At 59.0% G+C, this 18,450-nt stretch carries 11 protein-coding genes and 10 pseudogenes; 3 read left to right on the top strand and 18 right to left on the bottom strand.

The window, feature by feature from the left end; all coding sequences use genetic code 11:
• Positions 1-87 precede the first annotated feature (87 nt).
• Positions 88-573, top strand: a pseudogene (gene moaC, locus EAG14_RS00105) (cyclic pyranopterin monophosphate synthase MoaC); the annotation flags it as partial.
• Positions 574-750: 177 nt separating this feature from the next.
• Here moaC and EAG14_RS00100 read toward each other — a convergent pair.
• The 14 genes and pseudogenes from EAG14_RS00100 to sucC all read right to left on the bottom strand — a co-directional run.
• On the bottom strand, positions 751-942 hold the full coding sequence (locus EAG14_RS00100; protein ID WP_371414435.1) for a Wzy polymerase domain-containing protein: 192 nt from the start codon (positions 940-942) through the stop codon (positions 751-753).
• Positions 943-1,442: 500 nt separating this feature from the next.
• Complete coding sequence (tfpZ, locus tag EAG14_RS00095) at positions 1,443-2,216, bottom strand: TfpX/TfpZ family type IV pilin accessory protein (protein ID WP_162995861.1); 774 nt, start codon at positions 2,214-2,216, stop codon at positions 1,443-1,445.
• A 67-nt stretch (positions 2,217-2,283) separates the two neighbouring features.
• Complete coding sequence (locus tag EAG14_RS00090) at positions 2,284-2,814, bottom strand: pilin (protein WP_121730212.1); 531 nt, start codon at positions 2,812-2,814, stop codon at positions 2,284-2,286.
• Between the two features lie 270 nt (positions 2,815-3,084).
• Positions 3,085-3,609 (bottom strand): pilin, encoded by a 525-nt coding sequence (locus EAG14_RS00085; protein ID WP_121727681.1) that lies wholly within the window; start codon positions 3,607-3,609, stop codon positions 3,085-3,087.
• 218 nt (positions 3,610-3,827) lie between these two features.
• Entirely contained in the window at positions 3,828-4,622 is a 795-nt protein-coding gene (locus EAG14_RS00080) for an MBL fold metallo-hydrolase (RefSeq protein ID WP_121727680.1), read from the bottom strand.
• A 94-nt stretch (positions 4,623-4,716) separates the two neighbouring features.
• Positions 4,717-5,439 carry an adenylate/guanylate cyclase domain-containing protein gene (locus EAG14_RS23100; RefSeq protein ID WP_240457089.1) on the bottom strand — a complete coding sequence of 241 codons (723 nt, stop codon included), beginning with the start codon at positions 5,437-5,439 and terminating at the stop codon, positions 4,717-4,719.
• Between the two features lie 456 nt (positions 5,440-5,895).
• Positions 5,896-6,968, bottom strand: a pseudogene (locus EAG14_RS23095) (CHASE2 domain-containing protein); the annotation flags it as partial.
• A 65-nt stretch (positions 6,969-7,033) separates the two neighbouring features.
• Positions 7,034-7,686, bottom strand: a pseudogene (locus EAG14_RS00070) (FHA domain-containing protein).
• Positions 7,687-7,729: 43 nt separating this feature from the next.
• A pseudogene (locus EAG14_RS00065) lies at positions 7,730-8,515 on the bottom strand (Stp1/IreP family PP2C-type Ser/Thr phosphatase).
• A gap of 17 nt (positions 8,516-8,532) precedes the next feature.
• Entirely contained in the window at positions 8,533-10,017 is a 1,485-nt protein-coding gene (locus EAG14_RS00060; RefSeq protein WP_162995860.1) for a serine/threonine-protein kinase, read from the bottom strand.
• Between the two features lie 289 nt (positions 10,018-10,306).
• Positions 10,307-10,702 (bottom strand): CHASE2 domain-containing protein, encoded by a 396-nt coding sequence (locus EAG14_RS23670; RefSeq protein ID WP_121727677.1) that lies wholly within the window; start codon positions 10,700-10,702, stop codon positions 10,307-10,309.
• Positions 10,703-10,814: 112 nt separating this feature from the next.
• Complete coding sequence (locus EAG14_RS00045) at positions 10,815-10,988, bottom strand: hypothetical protein (RefSeq protein ID WP_162995858.1); 174 nt, start codon at positions 10,986-10,988, stop codon at positions 10,815-10,817.
• Between the two features lie 388 nt (positions 10,989-11,376).
• Positions 11,377-12,238: pseudogene (gene sucD / locus EAG14_RS00040) on the bottom strand (succinate--CoA ligase subunit alpha).
• Between the two features lie 20 nt (positions 12,239-12,258).
• Positions 12,259-13,397, bottom strand: a pseudogene (gene sucC, locus EAG14_RS00035) (ADP-forming succinate--CoA ligase subunit beta); the annotation flags it as partial.
• Positions 13,398-13,571: 174 nt separating this feature from the next.
• Here sucC and argC point away from each other — a divergent pair.
• Positions 13,572-14,466 (top strand): annotated as a pseudogene (gene argC / locus EAG14_RS23090) (N-acetyl-gamma-glutamyl-phosphate reductase); the annotation flags it as partial.
• 74 nt (positions 14,467-14,540) lie between these two features.
• On the opposite strand, the pseudogene recX reads toward argC, so the two are convergent.
• Positions 14,541-14,973: pseudogene (gene recX, locus EAG14_RS23665) on the bottom strand (recombination regulator RecX).
• A gap of 98 nt (positions 14,974-15,071) precedes the next feature.
• A pseudogene (gene recA / locus EAG14_RS00020) lies at positions 15,072-16,142 on the bottom strand (recombinase RecA).
• A 242-nt stretch (positions 16,143-16,384) separates the two neighbouring features.
• Here recA and EAG14_RS00015 point away from each other — a divergent pair.
• Positions 16,385-16,859, top strand: a pseudogene (locus EAG14_RS00015) (MarR family winged helix-turn-helix transcriptional regulator).
• A gap of 172 nt (positions 16,860-17,031) precedes the next feature.
• Here EAG14_RS00015 and EAG14_RS23660 read toward each other — a convergent pair.
• Positions 17,032-17,241, bottom strand: a complete 210-nt coding sequence (locus tag EAG14_RS23660; RefSeq protein ID WP_371414385.1) for a hypothetical protein — start codon at positions 17,239-17,241, stop codon at positions 17,032-17,034.
• Positions 17,226-17,390 (bottom strand): hypothetical protein, encoded by a 165-nt coding sequence (locus EAG14_RS23655; protein ID WP_371414384.1) that lies wholly within the window; start codon positions 17,388-17,390, stop codon positions 17,226-17,228. Before EAG14_RS23655 ends, EAG14_RS23660 begins: the two co-directional genes overlap by 16 nt.
• Between the last annotated feature and the right edge of the window lie 1,060 nt (positions 17,391-18,450).

The raw sequence follows: 18,450 nt of genomic DNA, 5'->3' as shown, positions 1-18,450 counted from the left end.
GTTTGAACCCAACGTGCTTGCCCAGGCCAAGACCATGACCTCCAAAACACCAAACTCCCCCAAAACCGCCAACGCCCCCACCCCACATCCCCCCTCACCCACTTCGACGCCCAAGGTCAGGCCCACATGGTCGACGTAGGCGCCAAAGCCGCCACCCACCGCATCGCGGTAGCCACTGGCCGCATCGAAATGCAGCCTGAAACCTTGGCACTGATTGAATCGGGCACCGCCAAAAAAGGGGATGTTCTGGGCATCGCCCGCATCGCCGGCATCATGGCCGCCAAGAAAACGAGCGACTTGATCCCGCTGTGCCATCCCCTGGCACTAACGCGGGTTGCTATTGAATTTGAAGCTGCCAGCGTCCGTGTACAAGGCGCTACAGGCATATTTTGTTCAGCGACGGTAGAGACGGTGGGGCAAACCGGGGTGGAGATGGAGGCGCTGACTGCCGTGCAGATTGCCTTGCTGACGATTTATGACATGTGCAAGGCGGCGGATCGAGGGATGTCCATCCACGGCGTGTGTGTGACGGAAAAGCACGGGGGCAAGTCAGGGAGATATTTGGTGCGGTGACGCCCGGCAAAGCCCAGCGCGGCCTGTTCGACAAGCCCGTCACAACTCCACCGCCGCAAACTTCATGGAGGACTGCAGCCCCTGAATGGGAAGGGCCCGACGCCCCGTTCACTTCTGTCCAGCGAGCGTAGTCCTTGGGGTAGGCTGCGCGGAAACGCTGCAGATGGTAGGCCCCGACTAGTCATCGCGCCCTAGTAGGGCACCGCTTTGAATCAAGGGTTCGAGCACCTGCGGCTCGGGCGAACAGTGCAGTAGCGCAGTAGCCAGACCATGCACCCGTTCGGCCATGTCCGGGTTCACCGGCATGGTGGTCATGCCGCGCAAATCCACAGCATCCAATAACAGCCATGTGCCAGATGCCTTGTCCAGTGCGCCACGATTGATAGGGAATACGACACCTCAATCGCTGCCAAGGAAATAGCGCATACAGAAAACACCAATCTGGGCAAAGACATCTCGCGATTGGTGTGCCAGGCGCCTACGGGGGAGCGCTGCACCGCAGCCCGCCTCCCCCCAGGCGCTGCCACCAACCGCAGTCGCCTGGCACAAGCTGCGGGCCAACCCGCGGACGCCTTTCTGACCGGCGACTACAGCCTGTCGGATGCCAGCCAAGTGCACTAGCAACACCTGCTGGGTCACAGGCAAATAACAGACAGCGACCTGCTGGGTTTGACCATACCCACCAGTGATGTTTTGTCTGCTTTGAGGTCCGCCTGAAACCCGACACCATTCCCGGTACGAGAGCGGGGCATTTGATCATTCTGTAACCGCAATGGGTGCTATGGATGAACTTGGAACCCATAGTCGCATCCAGAACCGAGACTTTTTCCATTTAAATTGGTATCTGTCCCCAGCTTTTCCACTAGATATCAAAAAAAACCATCGATAGGTGCATAGCCCTTTGGCAGCCCCGTTTGCTTATCGATCAAAACTACCCACTCCATGGTACGGCCACTGGTCAGAGGAAGCCAAAGCAAGTCTGCCTCGCGCAACTCTGCTTTTCTAATCACGTCTTCGAGCACATCCTTCTGATCCGGCCTCGCATTCATGAGTGCAGCAAGCGGCCGCGCCCGTTGCAACAATTGCGGCAGACTCAGTTCGTAGCTTTGCCACCAAGCGGGACGCAGCGAGGGCTCTTGCCCCGCTACAGACAATTCCACACTTTTTAAAAATTCTTCAGAATCACGCGGATCGCGCAGGCTAACCAGCGTGGGGCCTGTCCAGGGAAGCTGCCGCAACCCATCGGGCGCTTTGGGAAGATCCGCTGAGTCGATTTCAGATGCGGTTACCACTCGCAGCCGGTCAGCTTCAAAGACTAAATGCACCGGCCTTGCAACCGCAACTGCATGCATGCCATACGCCAAGGCAGCAAGCTGCACCGCGACCACCATGCTCAAATCCTGGATGAGTTCTCGCCGTAGTTTTGAAGGATTCCACAACACCATAGTAAGTAGCGGGCCACAGACCACGTCCACACCCACCACCAACCAAAACAGCTCGCGCCCCGCCACCAATTTGTACAAGGGCCATGGGTACCATAGACCAAAAACCAACCCCGCCATCACTGCTGCGACCAGCAATGTCAACAAAAAATGTGCGCTGCCAGCCCGCAGCGCGGAAAACAGTCGGGGATTTAATACCATTGTGAATGCTAAGCGTTAGTAATTTTTCTGCTGTTGAGAATAGCGATGCACCGCTTCCTCAACTTGACTACGGCGTATATCGACAATTGGCCGGAACGTAACGGTAAGCGCTCACCGCGTTGATACCGCAACCCCATACGACCGGTGCACCAACTAATAGGGGAGCAGACGGGTTAGCAGAGTTAATGACTGTTCCACTTCCAGGCGTGAGAACCAGAGGGCCGGCAAGTGCAGTTGCCAATTGACCGGCATAGGTAATGACGATGCGCGCCTCTTGGGCAACAGGAGCCGTCACATCTGCGATACCGCCGATCGCAATCGAAGCAACCTGGGAGCCTGCAGAGTATTCGTATGCATAGGATCCAGCTACAGGGGCTCCCGTTCCAGCGTAGCCCAGAATGGGGCCCGACGACGTGCTAAAAAAGGCATCCATTACAGCCAATTTAGCAGTAGAGGCCAAACTCACCCCCTCGCTCACACGCGCGCGTACGACGTAGTCTTGATACGCAGGTAACGCAACCGCCGCCAAGATACCGATGATGGCGACCACGATCATGAGCTCAATCAGCGTGAAACCCGTTTGAACTAATTTTTTCATGGTGAACCCGATATTCAATTACAAATGCAACGATGACTTGCCCATAGAAATTGGCAAACAAGCAGCGCACTAAACAGGAAACGCATCGAACCTGATTTTTCTAAACAATAAGACCATACAACGGCATCACCACACATCAGTTGCAAATGTTCTAATAAAAAAAGGGCGACCATTGCGGTCGCCCTTTTTCAAGATTGGCCAGAACAATTCGCAACGAAGCTTGATTTTTCGTGGCCGAATATGATAGAGGCTGGTCTTTAGGCGCAATTATTAGAAGCGGCAGTTGGCAGGCACGTATTTAAACGCAGCAGCGACCGACGTGCAACCCCAAACCACCGGTGCGCCAACGCTCAATGCCGAGGCAGGCAGACCCGTAGTTGCACTAACCACACCGCTACCGGGGGTGAGAATGATAGGCGCTGTGAGCGCAGTATTCAATTGACCTGCGTAGGTAATTGTAATTACACCTGCACCGGCGGCCGGTGCCGTCACGTCAGCAATACCAGCAATCGCAATGGATGCGACTTTTTCGCCTGCCGTGTACTCATAGCCATAAGAACCAGCAGCAGCCGCACCAGTACCCGCATAAGCAGCTACGGCACCCGAGTTGCGAGTAGCGAAGGTTTCAGCCACAGCAGTCTTGGCTGCAGACGCCAAAACCAAGCCCTCAGTAACCTTAGAGCGGACCACATAGTCTTGGTAAGCCGGCAGAGCCACAGCGGCCAAAATACCAATAATCGCCACAACGATCATCAGTTCGATCAGGGTAAAACCTTTTTGCAGGGAACGCTTCATAAATCTCTCCTCGGGGTAAATTGCAAGTGAAACCTGTCGAAGTTCTTCAGGCTGCTTCTACAAAAGCAGATAGCGTGCCAGCTTGCGTGACTCCATGAATTCCACTGACTAGGTCAAAAATCTGATCAGTTGCCCGTCAAACACTCGCTTGTTGATGCCTTGCATGCGTCACATTGACATTTTTGTTCTGCCACGAATGTCACCAAACACATACCTCGTTACACATCAAAAACATGTCCAGCCTGCAGCCAATGGATGTCTGCTTGTGCGGAGAGACCCATCTGGTTGATCTCTTGAAGAATCAAGTCGGTTTCCGAAGGTTTGGTATGGGTGATGTAGATGGGGTAGCTGGCCCCTGCCGCTCCATCTGCCAGTTCCGCCGCTAACGAGGTGGGCGACAAATGCAGGCTGCGGCGGGCCAGTTCGCTCTCGCGATTGCTGAAGGCTGTTTCAATGACCAGCATGCCCACGGGCAACGGGGGCATTAGCTCGGGAAGTTGTTCAAGCTCATGCCACAGGCGTGGGTTGCGCTCTGTGTCCCCACTGAAAGCCCACCAGCCTTTTGCGCCCTGCACGGCGTAACCCACGGAGGGCACGGTGTGTACGGCGGGCAGCACACTCACCAATGTTCCATCCACGTTGATCACATCGCCTTCAGCAAGAGGGCGGTATTGCAAGAATGGGGTCTGGGCTGACGGAATGCGGCTGAAATCTGGCCAGATGACGTTGTTAAAGATATTGGCCTGCAGCGCAGCAATGGTGGCCGCCAAGGCATGCACCTGAACGGGCTGACTGCGCAGAGAAGACACCGCATCCAGCATAAGAGGCAGGGCCGCCACATGGTCCAGATGGGAGTGCGTCAGGAAGACATGGTCGATCTGGCACATTTCGTCCAGGGTCAAATCACCTACCCCTGTGCCTGCGTCGATCAGGATGTTCTGATTAACCAGAAAAGAGGTGGTTCGGCAATCACGAGCGATGGCGCCTGAGCAGCCGAGGACGCGGACTTTCACTGGAACATGCCTGTAACAAAGCGGCAAACAGGAGCATCAGCACAGCCGTCCAGCATGTAGTCTTGTCGCAAAAAATGGGGGCGAGAACGGCAGATCATTTGGTATCAAAGTTGGTGGCGCCATCCCAGTTCGGCAGGTGAGGCTGCGTTGCCAGCATTTGCAAGCGCTCTGCATACAGCGCATACAGCGTAGATTGAGGATCACCCTGCAGTAGCAAATGCAGCGCAGCAATGCATTTTGCCCAGTCTTGGGCACGATAGTCTGTGAGAAATTGCCGCCAAATCTCTACCAGTCTGATTTGCTCGTGGGTGGCCAGCGCATGCACGGCCACTGGCGTATAGATCGCGACGGCCTGGGCTTTGCCTTTCACCCGTACCCGGTCAAGTTCTTGCCAAAGAAATTCCGGGGCTTGGGCCTGGGTAAATTCGCTGGCGATGACCGCAACTCCATAGGTTTTAGAGAGCCCTTCCAGGCGAGAACCCAGGTTCACTGCATCGCCAATGACGGTGTAGCTGAGCCGAATGTCGGACCCCATATCGCCCACACACATGGTGCCGGTGTTCAAACCAATGCCGACCCCGACCTCGGGCAGACCTTGGGTGCGGTGCTCTTGGTTGAGCTGCTGCACGGCCTGCGCCATGCCCATTGCTGCCTGCACTGCGCAGGTAGCATGGTCTTGCGAGGGCACAGGGGCTCCCCAAAAGGCCATGACGCAATCGCCCATGTACTTATCGATAGTGCCGCGCTGGCTTTGGATGACCTGAGTGAGGCGCGTGAACACACCATTGAGGAGAGCCTGCAGTTGCAAAGGCGGCATGCATTCAGACAGGGCCGTAAAGCCGCGCATGTCACAGAACATGACCGTGAGTTCACGGTTATCGGCCTGCATGCTGTAGTGCTCAGGGTGTTTGAGCATCTCATCGACCAGCTCGGGTGGCACATAGGAGCGAAACCTGGAAGCCAAGGCTCGCTTGGAACGGCTTTCAAAAAAGTAACCGTGGGCCATATTCAGCACCGATGCACAGAGGGCCATGGCAACTACGGCCGCCAACGGCATGACCAAGCCATGGACTCGGTACAGCCACAGGTTCAGCCCCAGCAATGCAGCGATCATAGCCAGGCTGAGCACCAAGCCCGCGCCCGCAGGCAGCAGCGACAGCCCCAAGGCCAGCACCAGCCCAGCGCACACCAGCTGGAGTACATCAAAGCCACGGGCGTAGTCTGGTATCGCTATGGCATTGCCATCCATCAATGCGGACAACATGTTGGCATGGGCCTCTACGCCGGGGTAAACCAGGCCGACTGGCGTGACGCGAACATCCTGCAACCCTGGGGCCGAGGTTCCGACCAGCACCATTTTGTCGGCCAGAGCGCCTTCTGCAAGACGGCCTTCGATCACATCGCTGGCCGCAATGTATTGGTATGAACCGCCATCTGGCCCACCGGGGCCGCGAAAGGGGATCAACATCGAGAGGCGGTCGTCCACTGGCAGGGGCATGCGGCGTGTGCCCTCCACCAGCACCACGCTTTCCAGTGTCTCATGGGTGCCCAGCGATGGCGTGGCTGGAAAGCCGGGCTCTACGCTTGGCATGCCCATCATGGAGCGGAACATCCCCAGGGCCAGAGATTCGTAATACTGCCCCTGGTACTCGGCAAGCAACGGCAGACTGCGGATCACACCATCCGAGTCACTGATAGTATTGAAAAAACCCGCCACCGGGGCTGCCTGGCCCAACGCATCCAGGTTGGCACCAAATCCATTCCAAGTCGTGGCGGCCAAAGGCCGTCCGCGCAATTGGGCAGGAGTAACGACCGGGGAAGGCAGCGCACCCTGCGTGTGCCCCTTTCGATCGCTGGTGAAGTAGTAACCCAGGACCGCCGCCTGCCCCTGCAGGCTGCGCGCGAACAGAGCATCGTGATCAAGCGAAGGCGTTAACCTGGCCACCTGCTCGGCAAAGCCCGGGGCTTTTGCCAGCGCGCCACGCTCCAGGGCTTGCAGCGCGGCAAGTCCCGAGCTGTTGTCGCGCTCAGCAAAAATGACATCAAAACCGAGCACGGCCACACGCTGGCGCGCAAACAACTCTTGCGTCAGGATGGCGAGCTTGTCCCGTCCCAGGGCCAACGGCCAATGCGCTCGATACTTTTCTCGTCAATATCCACAATGACGATGCGCTCGTCCAACGTCCTGGGCATGCTCAGGCGCAGGCGGGCATCGTAAAAAATCTGGTCAAGCCGGTCGAGCAACGGCAGGGGCAACTTGCCGGACACGTGCAAAAGTGCAAACACCAGCGGAACCAGCGTGAGCAAGATGCGGCGCCAGCGACGAAACAGCAGAAGGCTCCGCATGGACCTAGACCTGTTCAGTGGATGAGCGGGGCCATTGCAATTCCAGCAAGGCCCCAGAACAACCATCAGGATTGTTCGAACTGCATCTCTGTGCCGGCCAATTCCAGCTTGTCGCCGCTCTTGAGAGGAACGGGGCTTGCACCGATCGCTACGCCGTTGAGCGTGGGCATGTCGGGGCCTTCCACATGGGCCAGCACAAAACCCTGGATGCGCTTGGTGATGGATGCCACGGCAACCCCTGGCTTACCAATGGTGGTCACCACCTTTTGCAGGGACACCTCGCGTCCAGCAGCCGCTCCGGACAATACCCGGATGACTGCATGCAAAGGCACGGGTTGCGGAGCGGCCACCCTCCAGGTCGCGCTGCCGCGTTCAGGGCAGGCAGCATCCCAGGCTTGAAAACCATGGTCTTTTCGAAGTTCTCTGCCTCGGCATCCTGGAGGAATCGAATTTTGTACTTGCCCACTTCCACGGTGTCGCCATTGCGCAACTCCTGGCGCTTCACAGCCTTTGCGTTTACGTACGTACCGTTGGTGCTTCCCAGGTCTTCGATCTCGACCCCATTGGGTGCCAAGTGGATCGCTGCATGCTCTCCGCTCACCGCCAGATTGTCGATAACGATGTCGTTATAGGGACGGCGACCAAGCGTAGTGCGCTCTTTGGTGAGCTGCACTTCTTTGATAACAACGCCGTCGATTGAAACGATCATTCTGGGCATGATGATCTACTCCTGATTTGATGATTTGTTTTGTTGCAACCCGTCATGCGGCACCCAAGAGACGGGACATGAGGCTGCGTTTTTCCCTCCCGCCGCAGCCTGCACAAGCAATACGCTAACGTTATCACGCCCACCGTGTGCATTGGCTGTATCAATTAGCAACGCCGCTTTTTCTTCCAGAGGTGCCGGGGTGCGCATCAGCTGCGCAAGATCGTCATCGTTGACCATGTCCGTCAAGCCATCTGAGCACATCACGAAAAGATCGCTGGGTGCCACCTGAAACTCGTTCACTTCCATCTGCACATTGGGCTCAACCCCCAGCGCACGGGTGACCAGATTGCGGCTGGAAGAGGCGGCTGCTTGTTCCCGCGTCAATATGCCTGCATCCACCTGTTCCTGCAACCACGAATGGTCACGCGTGATTTGCTGCAACACTCCGGCGCGCAGGCGGTAGCAACGGGAGTCCCGATGTGACCCAAAATCAAGCGATCGCCCTGGAACACACCCACGACCAGCGTGGTGCCCATGCCTGCATACTGAGGATTGGACAGCGACGCGCCCAAATGGCGTGGTTGGCGTTTTCCACACACAACTCCAACGCCCGGCGCAAATCCGTGGAAGACGGCTCTGGCCCTGCCTGCGCCAGCCAGCGGTTCATTTCGGTGCGGATGAAAGTGATGGCCATACCGCTGGCCACTTCGCCAGCGTTGTATCCGCCCATGCCGTCCGCAAGGATGGCCACCTGGGTATCCCGGTCAACGGTCACTGCGTCTTCATTGTTGGCGCGCACGCGCCCACGGTCGGTTTGGGCGAAAAATTCGTAGGTCATGGATTTTGGGCTGCACGTCATCCCACAGAGGCCACCACAGACCTTTGTTCCGGCGCCCGCTCTGTCGGGTACTCCAGTACTGTTTTCTCCAGATCCACCATGTGTTGCCCTGTCGGGGTGCGGCCCGAATCATAGACCACTGCTGACGCCGGAGATCCAGGAACCTCTGACGCAACAATGCCCATCACATAAGCCAGGTCTTGCGCCAGTTGCTGCCCCGTCTGATACCGCTCAGCGGGCAGCTTGCGCAGGGCCTTGGCTACCAGCCGCGCCACGGCCTCTGGCAAATCGGTACGAAAGGTTCGGATATCTGGCGGGTCCACATGGACGATCTTGCGCATCAGCTCCGGCATGGAGTCGGCACGCAGGGGCAAAGAGCCCGTCAACAGCTGGAACAACGTGACACCCAGGGCATACAGGTCTGCACGCCCATCGACCTTGGCGCCGGACAATTGCTCAGGCGACATGAAACTGGGCGTGCCGAGCACAATGCCCGTGCGGGTCTTGCTTGCATCGGTAATGCGTGCCACCCCAAAATCCATCACCTTGACCGTATCCGTCGCGGCGTCCCACATGATGTTGGCAGGTTTGACATCGCGGTGCACCACGTTGTGCGCATGCGCGTAGTCCAGCGATTGCGCCACGCGGTGTGCGATAGACAAAACCTGGGCCACGGGCAACAGGTAGGCCGGTTGCGTGAATGCACTCAGATCGGTCCCCGCAACAAACTCCATGGCGATGTAGGCCAAACCTTGCTCTTCGCCACTGCCATAGATGGCGACGATATGGGGATGCTGCAGCCGACTGGCGGCCTCAGCCTCTTTGAAAAAACGCTCGCGCGCGTCCACCAGTGCCGCCCCATCAAACTCTTGCTGCAATGCCAGCGTCTTGATGGCCACAATCTGCCCGGAGCGCAGATCACGGCCTTGGTAGACCACCCCCATGGCGCCCTGGCCCAGCTCATGTTTGAGATCGTAGTGCGCGAGCGGCTCCGGCACTTTATGGCGCGGAAAGGTCTCTTGCACTGACGCTGGCAATGACGAAGCGCCCGTCACCGAAATGCCACTGGCCACCGAGTCCGCAGCCATGCCCGCCTGCGCCAGCAGGTGCGCTTTGGCCCGGCGGTAGCATGCACGGGCATCCTTGTATTCCATGTCCCGGCGCAGCAGGTGCTTGAAGACTTTTTTGGCATGCGCATAGTCCTTCTTGCGCTCAAAGTCCTTGCCCAGGTGGTACAGGTTGTCTTTCAAAGCATCGCTGGTGGGCAGCGGACGAAACCGCGCAAACGCTTCCAACAAATCCCCACGCCCATGCAGCGCCAGCCCCATCATGCGCTCGGCATCCGCAGACTCTTGCGGAGAAGCGGCAGAAGCACGCTGAGGCACCCTTGCCAACATCGCGCACAGAAGCCCTCCTAACAACGCCACCCCAGCGGCAGGGAGCAGCGGCACCACATGCAAAGTCTGCTGTAGCAGCAGCCACTGCGCCGCCAATAGCAGCACGGCGGCACCAGCCCCCAAGCCACAGCCTTGCCTGCCCGAGGCATGACCACTACCAGCAAAGCCATGACCAGCGCTGCAGCCCAGCCCACTGGGTGTCCCCAACCCGGCTTGGTCACTGCGCGCGCCAAGCGCAGCCCAACAAAAGATTGCGCCACCACATCCGAGACATGCAGCGTGGCCCCTCCAGGCACAGGCCAGGAAGCAGCCTGCGGCCCAGCCGTCACGCCCACCACCACCGTCTTGTCACGCAGCGCTGAAACGGGCACCTTCTGCGACAACACATCTGCTGCTACCCAACGCGGCACCGAAGCACCAAACACCGGGCGCAAGGCTGCCGAAGCATCCACCCCCACCGACAAGCCCCCCACAGCAAACTATGGGCCTGGGCATTCCAACGCACATCGGCAGGGCTCAGGTACAGCGCACGCAGCACCGCCAGCATGGCCAGTGAAGGAACCCCAGCCTTGTCATGGCTGAGCAGCAGCGGAACACGGCGAAGCACCCCGTCGCTGTCAGCAGCCCATTGCAGATGACCGACCCCTGCCGCACCTGCTGCCAAACCCGCCAGCTGCACGGGCACAGCGTCTGGGCCAGACGGTAAGCTCCGGCACGACACTGCGGTAAAAGGACGGTGGCAATGGCGCGGGAGCACCGGTGGAAGCAAAGCCAGCGGGCCACAGCACATGCCAGCCAGCGCCACACTGCGTGCCAAGGCTTCTTGGCACCCGGCGCAGCAGTTTGAGCCAACGGGGCGGTGTAGACGATGGTTTTAGCGCCGCCCAGGGCCAATCGGTCAATCAAGCCGCATGCGTCTCATCAGACCAGCCGCCTCGCACAGCGGCCAGGCTGCGCGCATCAATATCAACCAGAAGCACATCGGCAGGAGCCACTACCGTGGTCTGGGCCAAGGCAGAGTCGTACACCATCCGCTGCAACGCCGACAGTGCGCCCACCAGCCACAAAGCGCCCACCAGTACGAGAGCGATCGCCGCACAGATCCACCCGTCCAATCGCCCTGTTTTTGGCTTGCGCTCCGATGTGTGTCTGGCCACTTGCAATCAATGTGTAAATCTGTGAATGTTTGTAAAAAGCAAATTTCACGCCCGCCCAAACCGGGCTTCCAAACCCTGCCGAACGGGCTTATCGCACGTATTCGGCGGCCGAATAAGGCGGCGTTGCCGTCTTGTCGGACACACCACGGTCAGCGACAAAATTGTCAACACCACCCCATCTCTGCGTTCCACAGACAAACCGCGCAGAAATCACCAAACAAAAAAAACACCCGCCACCAAATCGGTAGCGGTGCTTTCAGCACCTGCGCAAGGCCGCCAGAGGCAGACCTCGCTGGCTCTGATTACTTCAGTTGGCCTTGAGCAGCTTGCCCAGTTCCGAAGGATTGCGGGTGATGATGAAGCCCGACTCTTCCATATGGCCAGCTTGCATCGCCGTATCGGCGCCGCCAGAGATCAGCGCGCCGGCGTGGCCCATGCCTTGCCGGGAGGGGCTGTGACGCCAGCGATGAAGCCGACGATCGGCTTCTCATGTTGGCCTTGCACCATTGGGCGGCTTCGGCTTCGTCCGGACCACCGATTTCACCAATCATGATGACGGGTCGGTCTGATCGTCGTTGAAAGCCTTCATCACGTCGATGTGCTTGAGGCCGTTGATAGGTCGCCACCATGCCAACAGCGCTGGACTGGCCAGGCCGACTTCCGTCAGCATGGCCACGGCTTCGTACGTCAGCGTGCCCGAACGGGACCACGCCGATACGGCCTTGCGGTGGATGTGACCGGGCATGATGCGATCTTGATTTCGTCAGGCGTGATCAGGCCGGGGCAGTTGGGCCCAGCAGCAGGGTCTTCTGCCGCCAGCAGCTTCCTTGGCCTTCATCTTGTTGCGCACTTCCAGCATGTCGCGCACTGGGATGCCTTCGTGATGCAGATGGCCAAGTCCAGGTCGGCTTCCAAGCTTCCAGATCGCGGCGGCAGCGCCTGCTGAGGCACGTAGATCACCGACACGGTGGCGCCGGTCTGGTGAGCAGCTCCTTGACGGATGCGTAAATTGGGATATTGAAGATGGACTCGCCAGCCTTCTTGGGTTCACGCCGGCGACGAAGGCGTTCTGCCGTCGCGTATTCCTGGCATTTCAGTGTGGAACTGGCCCGTCTTGCCCGTGATGCCTGGGTGATGACCTTGGTGTCTTTGTTGATGTAGATCGACATGTGTGTTCTCCGGGCTTACTTACGGCAGCAACGATCTTGGTCGCAGCTTCGGCCATGGTGTCTGCGGCGATGATGGCAGCCGGACTCGGCCAGCATCTTCTTGCCCAGCTCTTCGTTCGTGCCTTTCATGCGCACGACCAGCGGCACGTTCAGGTCACGGCCTTGCAACGGTGATCACGCCGGTAGCGATGGGTCGCACTTCATGATGCCGCCGAAGATGTTGACCAGAATGCCTTCGACCTTGGGGTTCTTCAGCATGATCTTGAAGGCTTCGGTGACCTTCTCGGGGTGGCACCGCCGCCCACGTCCAGGAAGTTGGCCGGCTCGCCGCCGAACAGCTTGATGGTGTCCATGGTGGCCATGGCCAGGCCGGCGCCGTTCACCAGGCAGCCAATGTTGCCATCGAGGCTGATGTAGGCCAGGTCGAACTTGGAGGCTTCCACTTCGGCCGGATCTTCTTCGTCCAGATCGGGAAGGCCACGATTTCAGGTGGCGGAACAGCGCGTTGGCGTCGAAGTTGAACTTCGCGTCCAGGCCATCAGGTTACCCTTGGAGTCGCAGTTCAGCGGGTTGATTTCCACCAGCGACGCGTCGGTTTCCATGTAGCACTTGTAGATCTTGGCGAAGATGTCTACGGCTTGGTCGATGGAAGCGCCGGTCAGGCCGATGGCGGCTGCCACCTTCTTGCTTTGCTCGGTGATGCCGACGATGGGCGATCATCTCGGTGATGATCTTCTCGGGGTGGAGTGGGCCACTTCCTCGATGTCCATGCCGCCTTCGCTCGAAGCGATCAGGGCCACCTTCTGCGTGGCGCGGTCGGTGACCAGCGACACATACAGTTCGTTCTTGATGTCGGCGCCGTCTTCGATGTACAGGCGGCGGACCTTCTGGCCTTCGGGACCGGTCTGGTGGGTCTTGAGCTGCATGCCCAGGATCTCGCCAGAGATGCGCTTGACGTCGTCAATGGTCTTGGCAACCTTCACGCCGCCACCCTTGCCACGGCCACCAGCGTGGATCTGGGCCTTGACCACCCACACGGGGCCGCCGAGTTTTTGAGCAGCTTCCACGGCTTCTTGCACCGTGAATGCAGGGATGCCGCGCGGAACGGGCACACCAAAATTGCGCAAGATTTCCTTGCTTGGTATTCGTGAATCTTCATGAGGTCTCTCAGGGAAGGGTGGTAATTACCCGTTTGCCATGAACAGATTGTCTGGCCGCGGGCTTGGGACATGGCAACCCGCGACTGTATCATGCTGCAACGCACCATCCTTGTAGCAAACTTACGTACGCCGCAGGCCTTCCAGGTGCCCCTTTACCCTCCCGGAGCTGTTCCATGTCCAAAGTCTTTATTGATGGCGAAGCTGGCACCACAGGCCTGCAGATCCGCGAACGCCTGCAAGCCATGCCGCAAATCGAGCTGGTGAGCATGCCCCGAACTGCGCAAAGACCCAGGCGCCAAGCGCGCTTTGATCGAGACCGTGGACCTGGTGGTGCTCTGCCTGCACGACGACGCCGCCGCGAAACCGCTGCCATGGTGGACGCTATCGAGGCTGCGGGTGCCGCAAGATCAAGATCATTGACGCCAGCACGCCCACCGCACGGCCGCAGGTTGGGTGTATGGCTTTCCAGAGCTGGACGCCGCAAACCCAGGCCGTGCGCCAAGCCACCCGCTCTAACCCCGGCTGCTACGCCACCGGCGCCATTGCGCTGCGCCCGCTGGTGGACGCGGGCTTGATTCCTGCCGATGCTGCCTTGAGCCTGCCCTCGTGTCGGGTTACTCGGTGGCCGCACCATGATCGAGGCCTACGAAGCAGGCACGCAGCACCCTATGAGGCCTACGCGCTGGGCCTCACGCACAAGCACATCCCTGAGATCTGCGCTACACCGGGCTCACACGCCGCCCAGTCTTCATCCGGCCGTGGGCAACTTCCGTCAAGGCATGCTGGTGCAGTTGCCTGCCATCTGGCCTGTTGCCCGCGCCCCAAGCCAGCGACCTGCACGATGCACTGGCAGCCACTACGCCCGCACCAACACGCCCGAGCAATGGTCAGCGTGCTGCCGCCACCGACGACTTGAAGCTGGCGGCTGAACCTGGCCGACACAACAGCTGGAGCTGCGCGTGTTTGCCAACGAGGACACCGCCAAGCCGTCGTCATTGCGCGCCTGGACAACCTGGGCAGGGCGCCAGCGGCGCTGCGGTGCAAAACATGAAGCTGATGCTGGGTATGTACGGGCAGGCAAGCCCGCGATCCGCCCGTTCAAAGAGCGAGAGTGGGGATGCCCATTGGCCTTCGACGGGCGGTCACTCCTCGTCCGACGCCTCGGCGCCCTGCACTGCGCGCCGCACCACATCGCCTGAAAACCCGCGCCAGCAAAAGCGCATGTGCTTGGCACGGGTTTGTGGTCTGTCGCGGGCTCGCCAAACTTGCGGCGCCACACTGCGGGCGCGCTCCAGTTCACTGCCCTGCAACTGGGCCACAGCGTCCTGCACGGCCTCTGTGCCAGTCCTTTGGATTGCAGCTCTTGCCGGATGCGCGCTGCGCCCAGACGGCCAGCACGCCGATGCAGCACCGACTCCACCACCCGCGCCTCGTTGATGAAGTCTTTGGACTGCAGATCATCGAGCACCGCGTTCAGGTCTTCGCCCTCTTGCACATGGGGCTGAGCTTGCGCAACAGCTCGGCCCGCGAGTGCTCGCGCTGGCCCAGCAATCGCAAGGCGCGGAGCCCCCCCATACAGGCCTCGAATGCTTCTGTTTTGATAGCTGCTAGCGCTTATTGGATAAGCGCTAGCAGCCAATTTCTCTCAAAATCAGGACACCCCGTACGAAAGATCACTCGTCTGCAGCAGCCGCTGGAGCTTGCAATGCGCCAGGCAGCAGGGCAATGCCCAGGCCTTCGCGCACCTTGTTCTCAATCTCGCGGGCCAGGTCGGGGTTCTCGCGCAAAAACTCACGCGCGTTGTCACGGCCTGGCCGATTTTTTCGCCGTTGTAGGCGTACCAGGCACCGCTCTTTTCCACGATCTTGGCCGTCACGCCATGTCGATGATTTCGCCTTCGCGGCTGATGCCTTCACCGAACAGGATGTCGAACTCGGCCGTCTTGAACGGTGGCGACACCTTGTTCTTGACCACCTTGACCTTGGTCTCGTTGCCGATGGCTTCGTCGCCCTTCTTGATGGTGCCGGTGCGGCGGATGTCCAGGCGCACCCGAGGCGTAGAACTTCAGCGCGTTGCCGCCGGTGGTGGTTTCGGGCGAGCCGAACATCACGCCGATCTTCATGCGGATCTGGTTGATGAAGATGACCATGCAGTTGGTCTTCTTGATGTGGCGGTGAGCTTGCGCAGGGCCTGGCTCATCAGGCGGGCCTGCAGGCCGGGCAGGGCGTCGCCCATTTCGCCTTCGATTTCGGCCTTGGGCGTGAGGGCTGCGACCGAGTCCACCACGATCAGGTCCACAGCGCCCGAACGCACCAGGCTGTCCACAATCTCCAGCGCCTGCTCGCCGGTGTCGGGCTGGCTGATCAGCAAATCAGACAGTTGCACGCCCAGCTTTTGGGCGTACTGCACGTCCAGGGCATGTTCTGCATCGACGAAAGCGCAGGTGCCGCCCTGTTTTTGCATCTCGGCAATCACTTGCAGCGTGAGCGTGGTCTTGCCCGAGGATTCAGGGCCGTAGATTTCCACCACGCGGCCACGGGGCAGACCGCCCACGCCCAGGGCAATGTCCAGGCCCAGCGAACCGGTGGAAACCACCTGGATGTCCTCGATCGCTCGCCTTCACCCAGGCGCATGATCGTGCCTTTGCCAAACTGCTTTTCGATCTGCGCCAGCGCTGCTGCCAGGCCTTGGCCTTTTCGGCGTTCACGGGAAGGGCGGGTTGGTACCTTTGACGTCCATGGAATGGCTCCTGAATAAACGAAGTGTCTGAAGTGATCTGGGGTGATCTGTGGGGGCCAGCGGGTCAAAACATACTGTTTTTAACAACAGCACTGGCTGCTTGACCAGTAATGTAGGCCTCATAGAGCCAAGTAAACAGTTTTTTAGTCAGTTTGCCTTACCATTTAAGGCACCGCCTCGCAGTTTGCCGAGCCTGCGGAATGACCCAATCAGGGCATCTGGAGCCCCATGCACCCACCCCACCGCAATCCCACCCGACGATGCCTGGCGCCAGACCCACCTGGGCGCCTGCTGGGCCATGCCATGCGCCGCTTTGATGCCGTGTTCTGCAGCTCATGGCGCGCAACGTGGAAGTGCCCTTGGCCCTGTCGAACCTGGCCGCCGCGACCAAGTGGGGCCGCGCACATCCACCTGACGCGGCACCTGGCGCTGGGGGCGACCGGCTGACCGACCTGGCGCAACGCGCAGGCATGACCAAACAGTCGATGGCGCAACTGGTAGACCAGTGCGAAGCGTGGGGATTGGTGACCCGCGAGAGCGACCCGCACGACGCCCGGGCACGCCGGGTGTGCTTTACCCCCACCGGGCTGGCCTGGCTACAGGGATTTCGTGATGCAGTGACGCAGGCCGAAGCGGAGTTTCGCGCCGAGGTGGGCGATGACGTGGCCACGGTGGTGGCGATTGGGCTGGAGGCGTATGCGGGCGGCAGCAACCCGCCCTAAGAGCCTGTTCTCAGAACAGAGTCGCAACGATGTACCTGCCAAAGCACTGAACCCCAGGCGCTGTTGTCATTGACAGCAGCGCCTGGGGTTCAGTGAAAAAGTTTGCAGGACAGGACAGAGTTCGCGGACAGCACTGCGCTGACGGCCTATGGCGGCCCTGCAAGCCTGTGCATCAATGTGCCGTGGAGGCACCCGCTTGGCCCGCAATGCGGCTCACATCGCCACCGAGGCGGCGCACTTCGGCCACAAACTCGGGGCCGCTGCGCAGGCGGCGGTATTCGGCCAGGCTGGCTTGGTAGGCGGGATCGGCGTCGGGGGTGCGATCGCCTGCATTGGCTTGGCCCAGGCCAGCGCGGTTCCACAGGTTCAGGTCGGCTTGCACTTCAGCGCGCTCAGTGCAGGGCCTTGGGCGACGGGCTCGGCGCCCACCCATTGCTCGGTCAGCAGTGTGGGGGTGGCGGCTGAAGCGGCACCTGCAAAGGTGGCAGCAGCCACAGTGGCGATAGCGATCAGGGTCTTGGCGTTGGTCATGGCAGTTCTTCCTTTGGAGTGATTCCTGCAGTGCGTGATTGCGTTCTGCATGGGAAGAAGTTTCCGTTTTTGGCGCGTTGGCGTATGTGCGTAAACGCACAGGTTTTGCGCGTGAAGACACCACTACCAGCACCCCGATTGATGGGGTCCAGGCCCCACACCCAGCACAGACGATCATTTTTATCGTTTAAAGACTGGATGGGGCACATCGCAAATCCCGACCCGAACACGTGGCAGACCGCGCCCCCTTTATTCGTTAGCGGAAGTTCCCCGTGCGAATTTCTGCTTTGCACGAGGGCACGTCGCCATTAAACCCGTATGCCCCTCATAAGAATCATGCCAAAACACAATATTTGATAGAAATATATATTCCATATTCAACATATGCAAAATATTTCTTGCAATATATATTTTGAGTGTCATACCTCAAGAGCATCCCCTTTTATCGTATTGAGCCACCCAGATGCCCTCCATAAACTGCAGTTGCCACAAACATCTGTGGTCATTAAATATGAGAGCAAAAATGATTTACTGGAATAAAAAATTCACTGAGCTTATTCGCCAGGGTGATGGCAGCCTGTGGGAAATTGGTCTATGGTCGGTAATGTGGACCTGGGCGCATACGGAGTCATCAACCCCGAGACTGCCGAATTTGATGTCATGGGAAATGTGTTCCACGAGCACGAAGAAAAATTTTCCACAGCCGAAAAACGAACGGTGACTTCATTTTCATGACCAGCGGTGTCAAGAAGCATGATGTGGCTACCAATTGACGGAACCTTTATTGATCCAGAGACAGGAACAAAAATCAATGGCGGCGTGAAGTTTAGCTGGGATTTTCAAGGAGTACCGACCTGCTTGCTCAATATACCGCCGTGAGTCCAAGAATATTCAAAACACCCAGAACCTGATGAAGATTGATGTTTTAAAACACTCAAGACAGCCGCAGGCACCAAGGGATATTTGAATGCGGGGTATCAAGCCTGGGTTTGTAGTCATTACCAGTGTGGTGCGCAGTGCTGCGGCTTCATGATTGGATCGCAGTCGGACAACCAGACAT

Source organism: Acidovorax sp. 1608163, from assembly GCF_003669015.1.
In the GTDB taxonomy this organism is placed as follows: Bacteria; Pseudomonadota; Gammaproteobacteria; order Burkholderiales; family Burkholderiaceae_C; genus Acidovorax.
Note: the sequence above shows the minus strand (reverse complement) of the source record. Positions and strands in the feature narration are given on the sequence as shown.

Excerpts from the sequence above, each read along its gene's own strand:
- tfpZ (WP_162995861.1), bottom strand. The coding sequence starts at position 2,216 with ATGGTATTAAATCCCCGACTGTTTTCCGCGCTGCGGGCTGGCAGCGCA.
- EAG14_RS00090 (WP_121730212.1), bottom strand. The coding sequence starts at position 2,814 with ATGAAAAAATTAGTTCAAACGGGTTTCACGCTGATTGAGCTCATGATC.
- EAG14_RS00085 (WP_121727681.1), bottom strand. The coding sequence starts at position 3,609 with ATGAAGCGTTCCCTGCAAAAAGGTTTTACCCTGATCGAACTGATGATC.
- EAG14_RS23100 (WP_240457089.1), bottom strand. The coding sequence starts at position 5,439 with ATGCCGCCTTTGCAACTGCAGGCTCTCCTCAATGGTGTGTTCACGCGC.
- EAG14_RS23670 (WP_121727677.1), bottom strand. The coding sequence starts at position 10,702 with ATGTGCTGTGGCCCGCTGGCTTTGCTTCCACCGGTGCTCCCGCGCCAT.
- EAG14_RS23655 (WP_371414384.1), bottom strand. The coding sequence starts at position 17,390 with ATGACCAACGCCAAGACCCTGATCGCTATCGCCACTGTGGCTGCTGCC.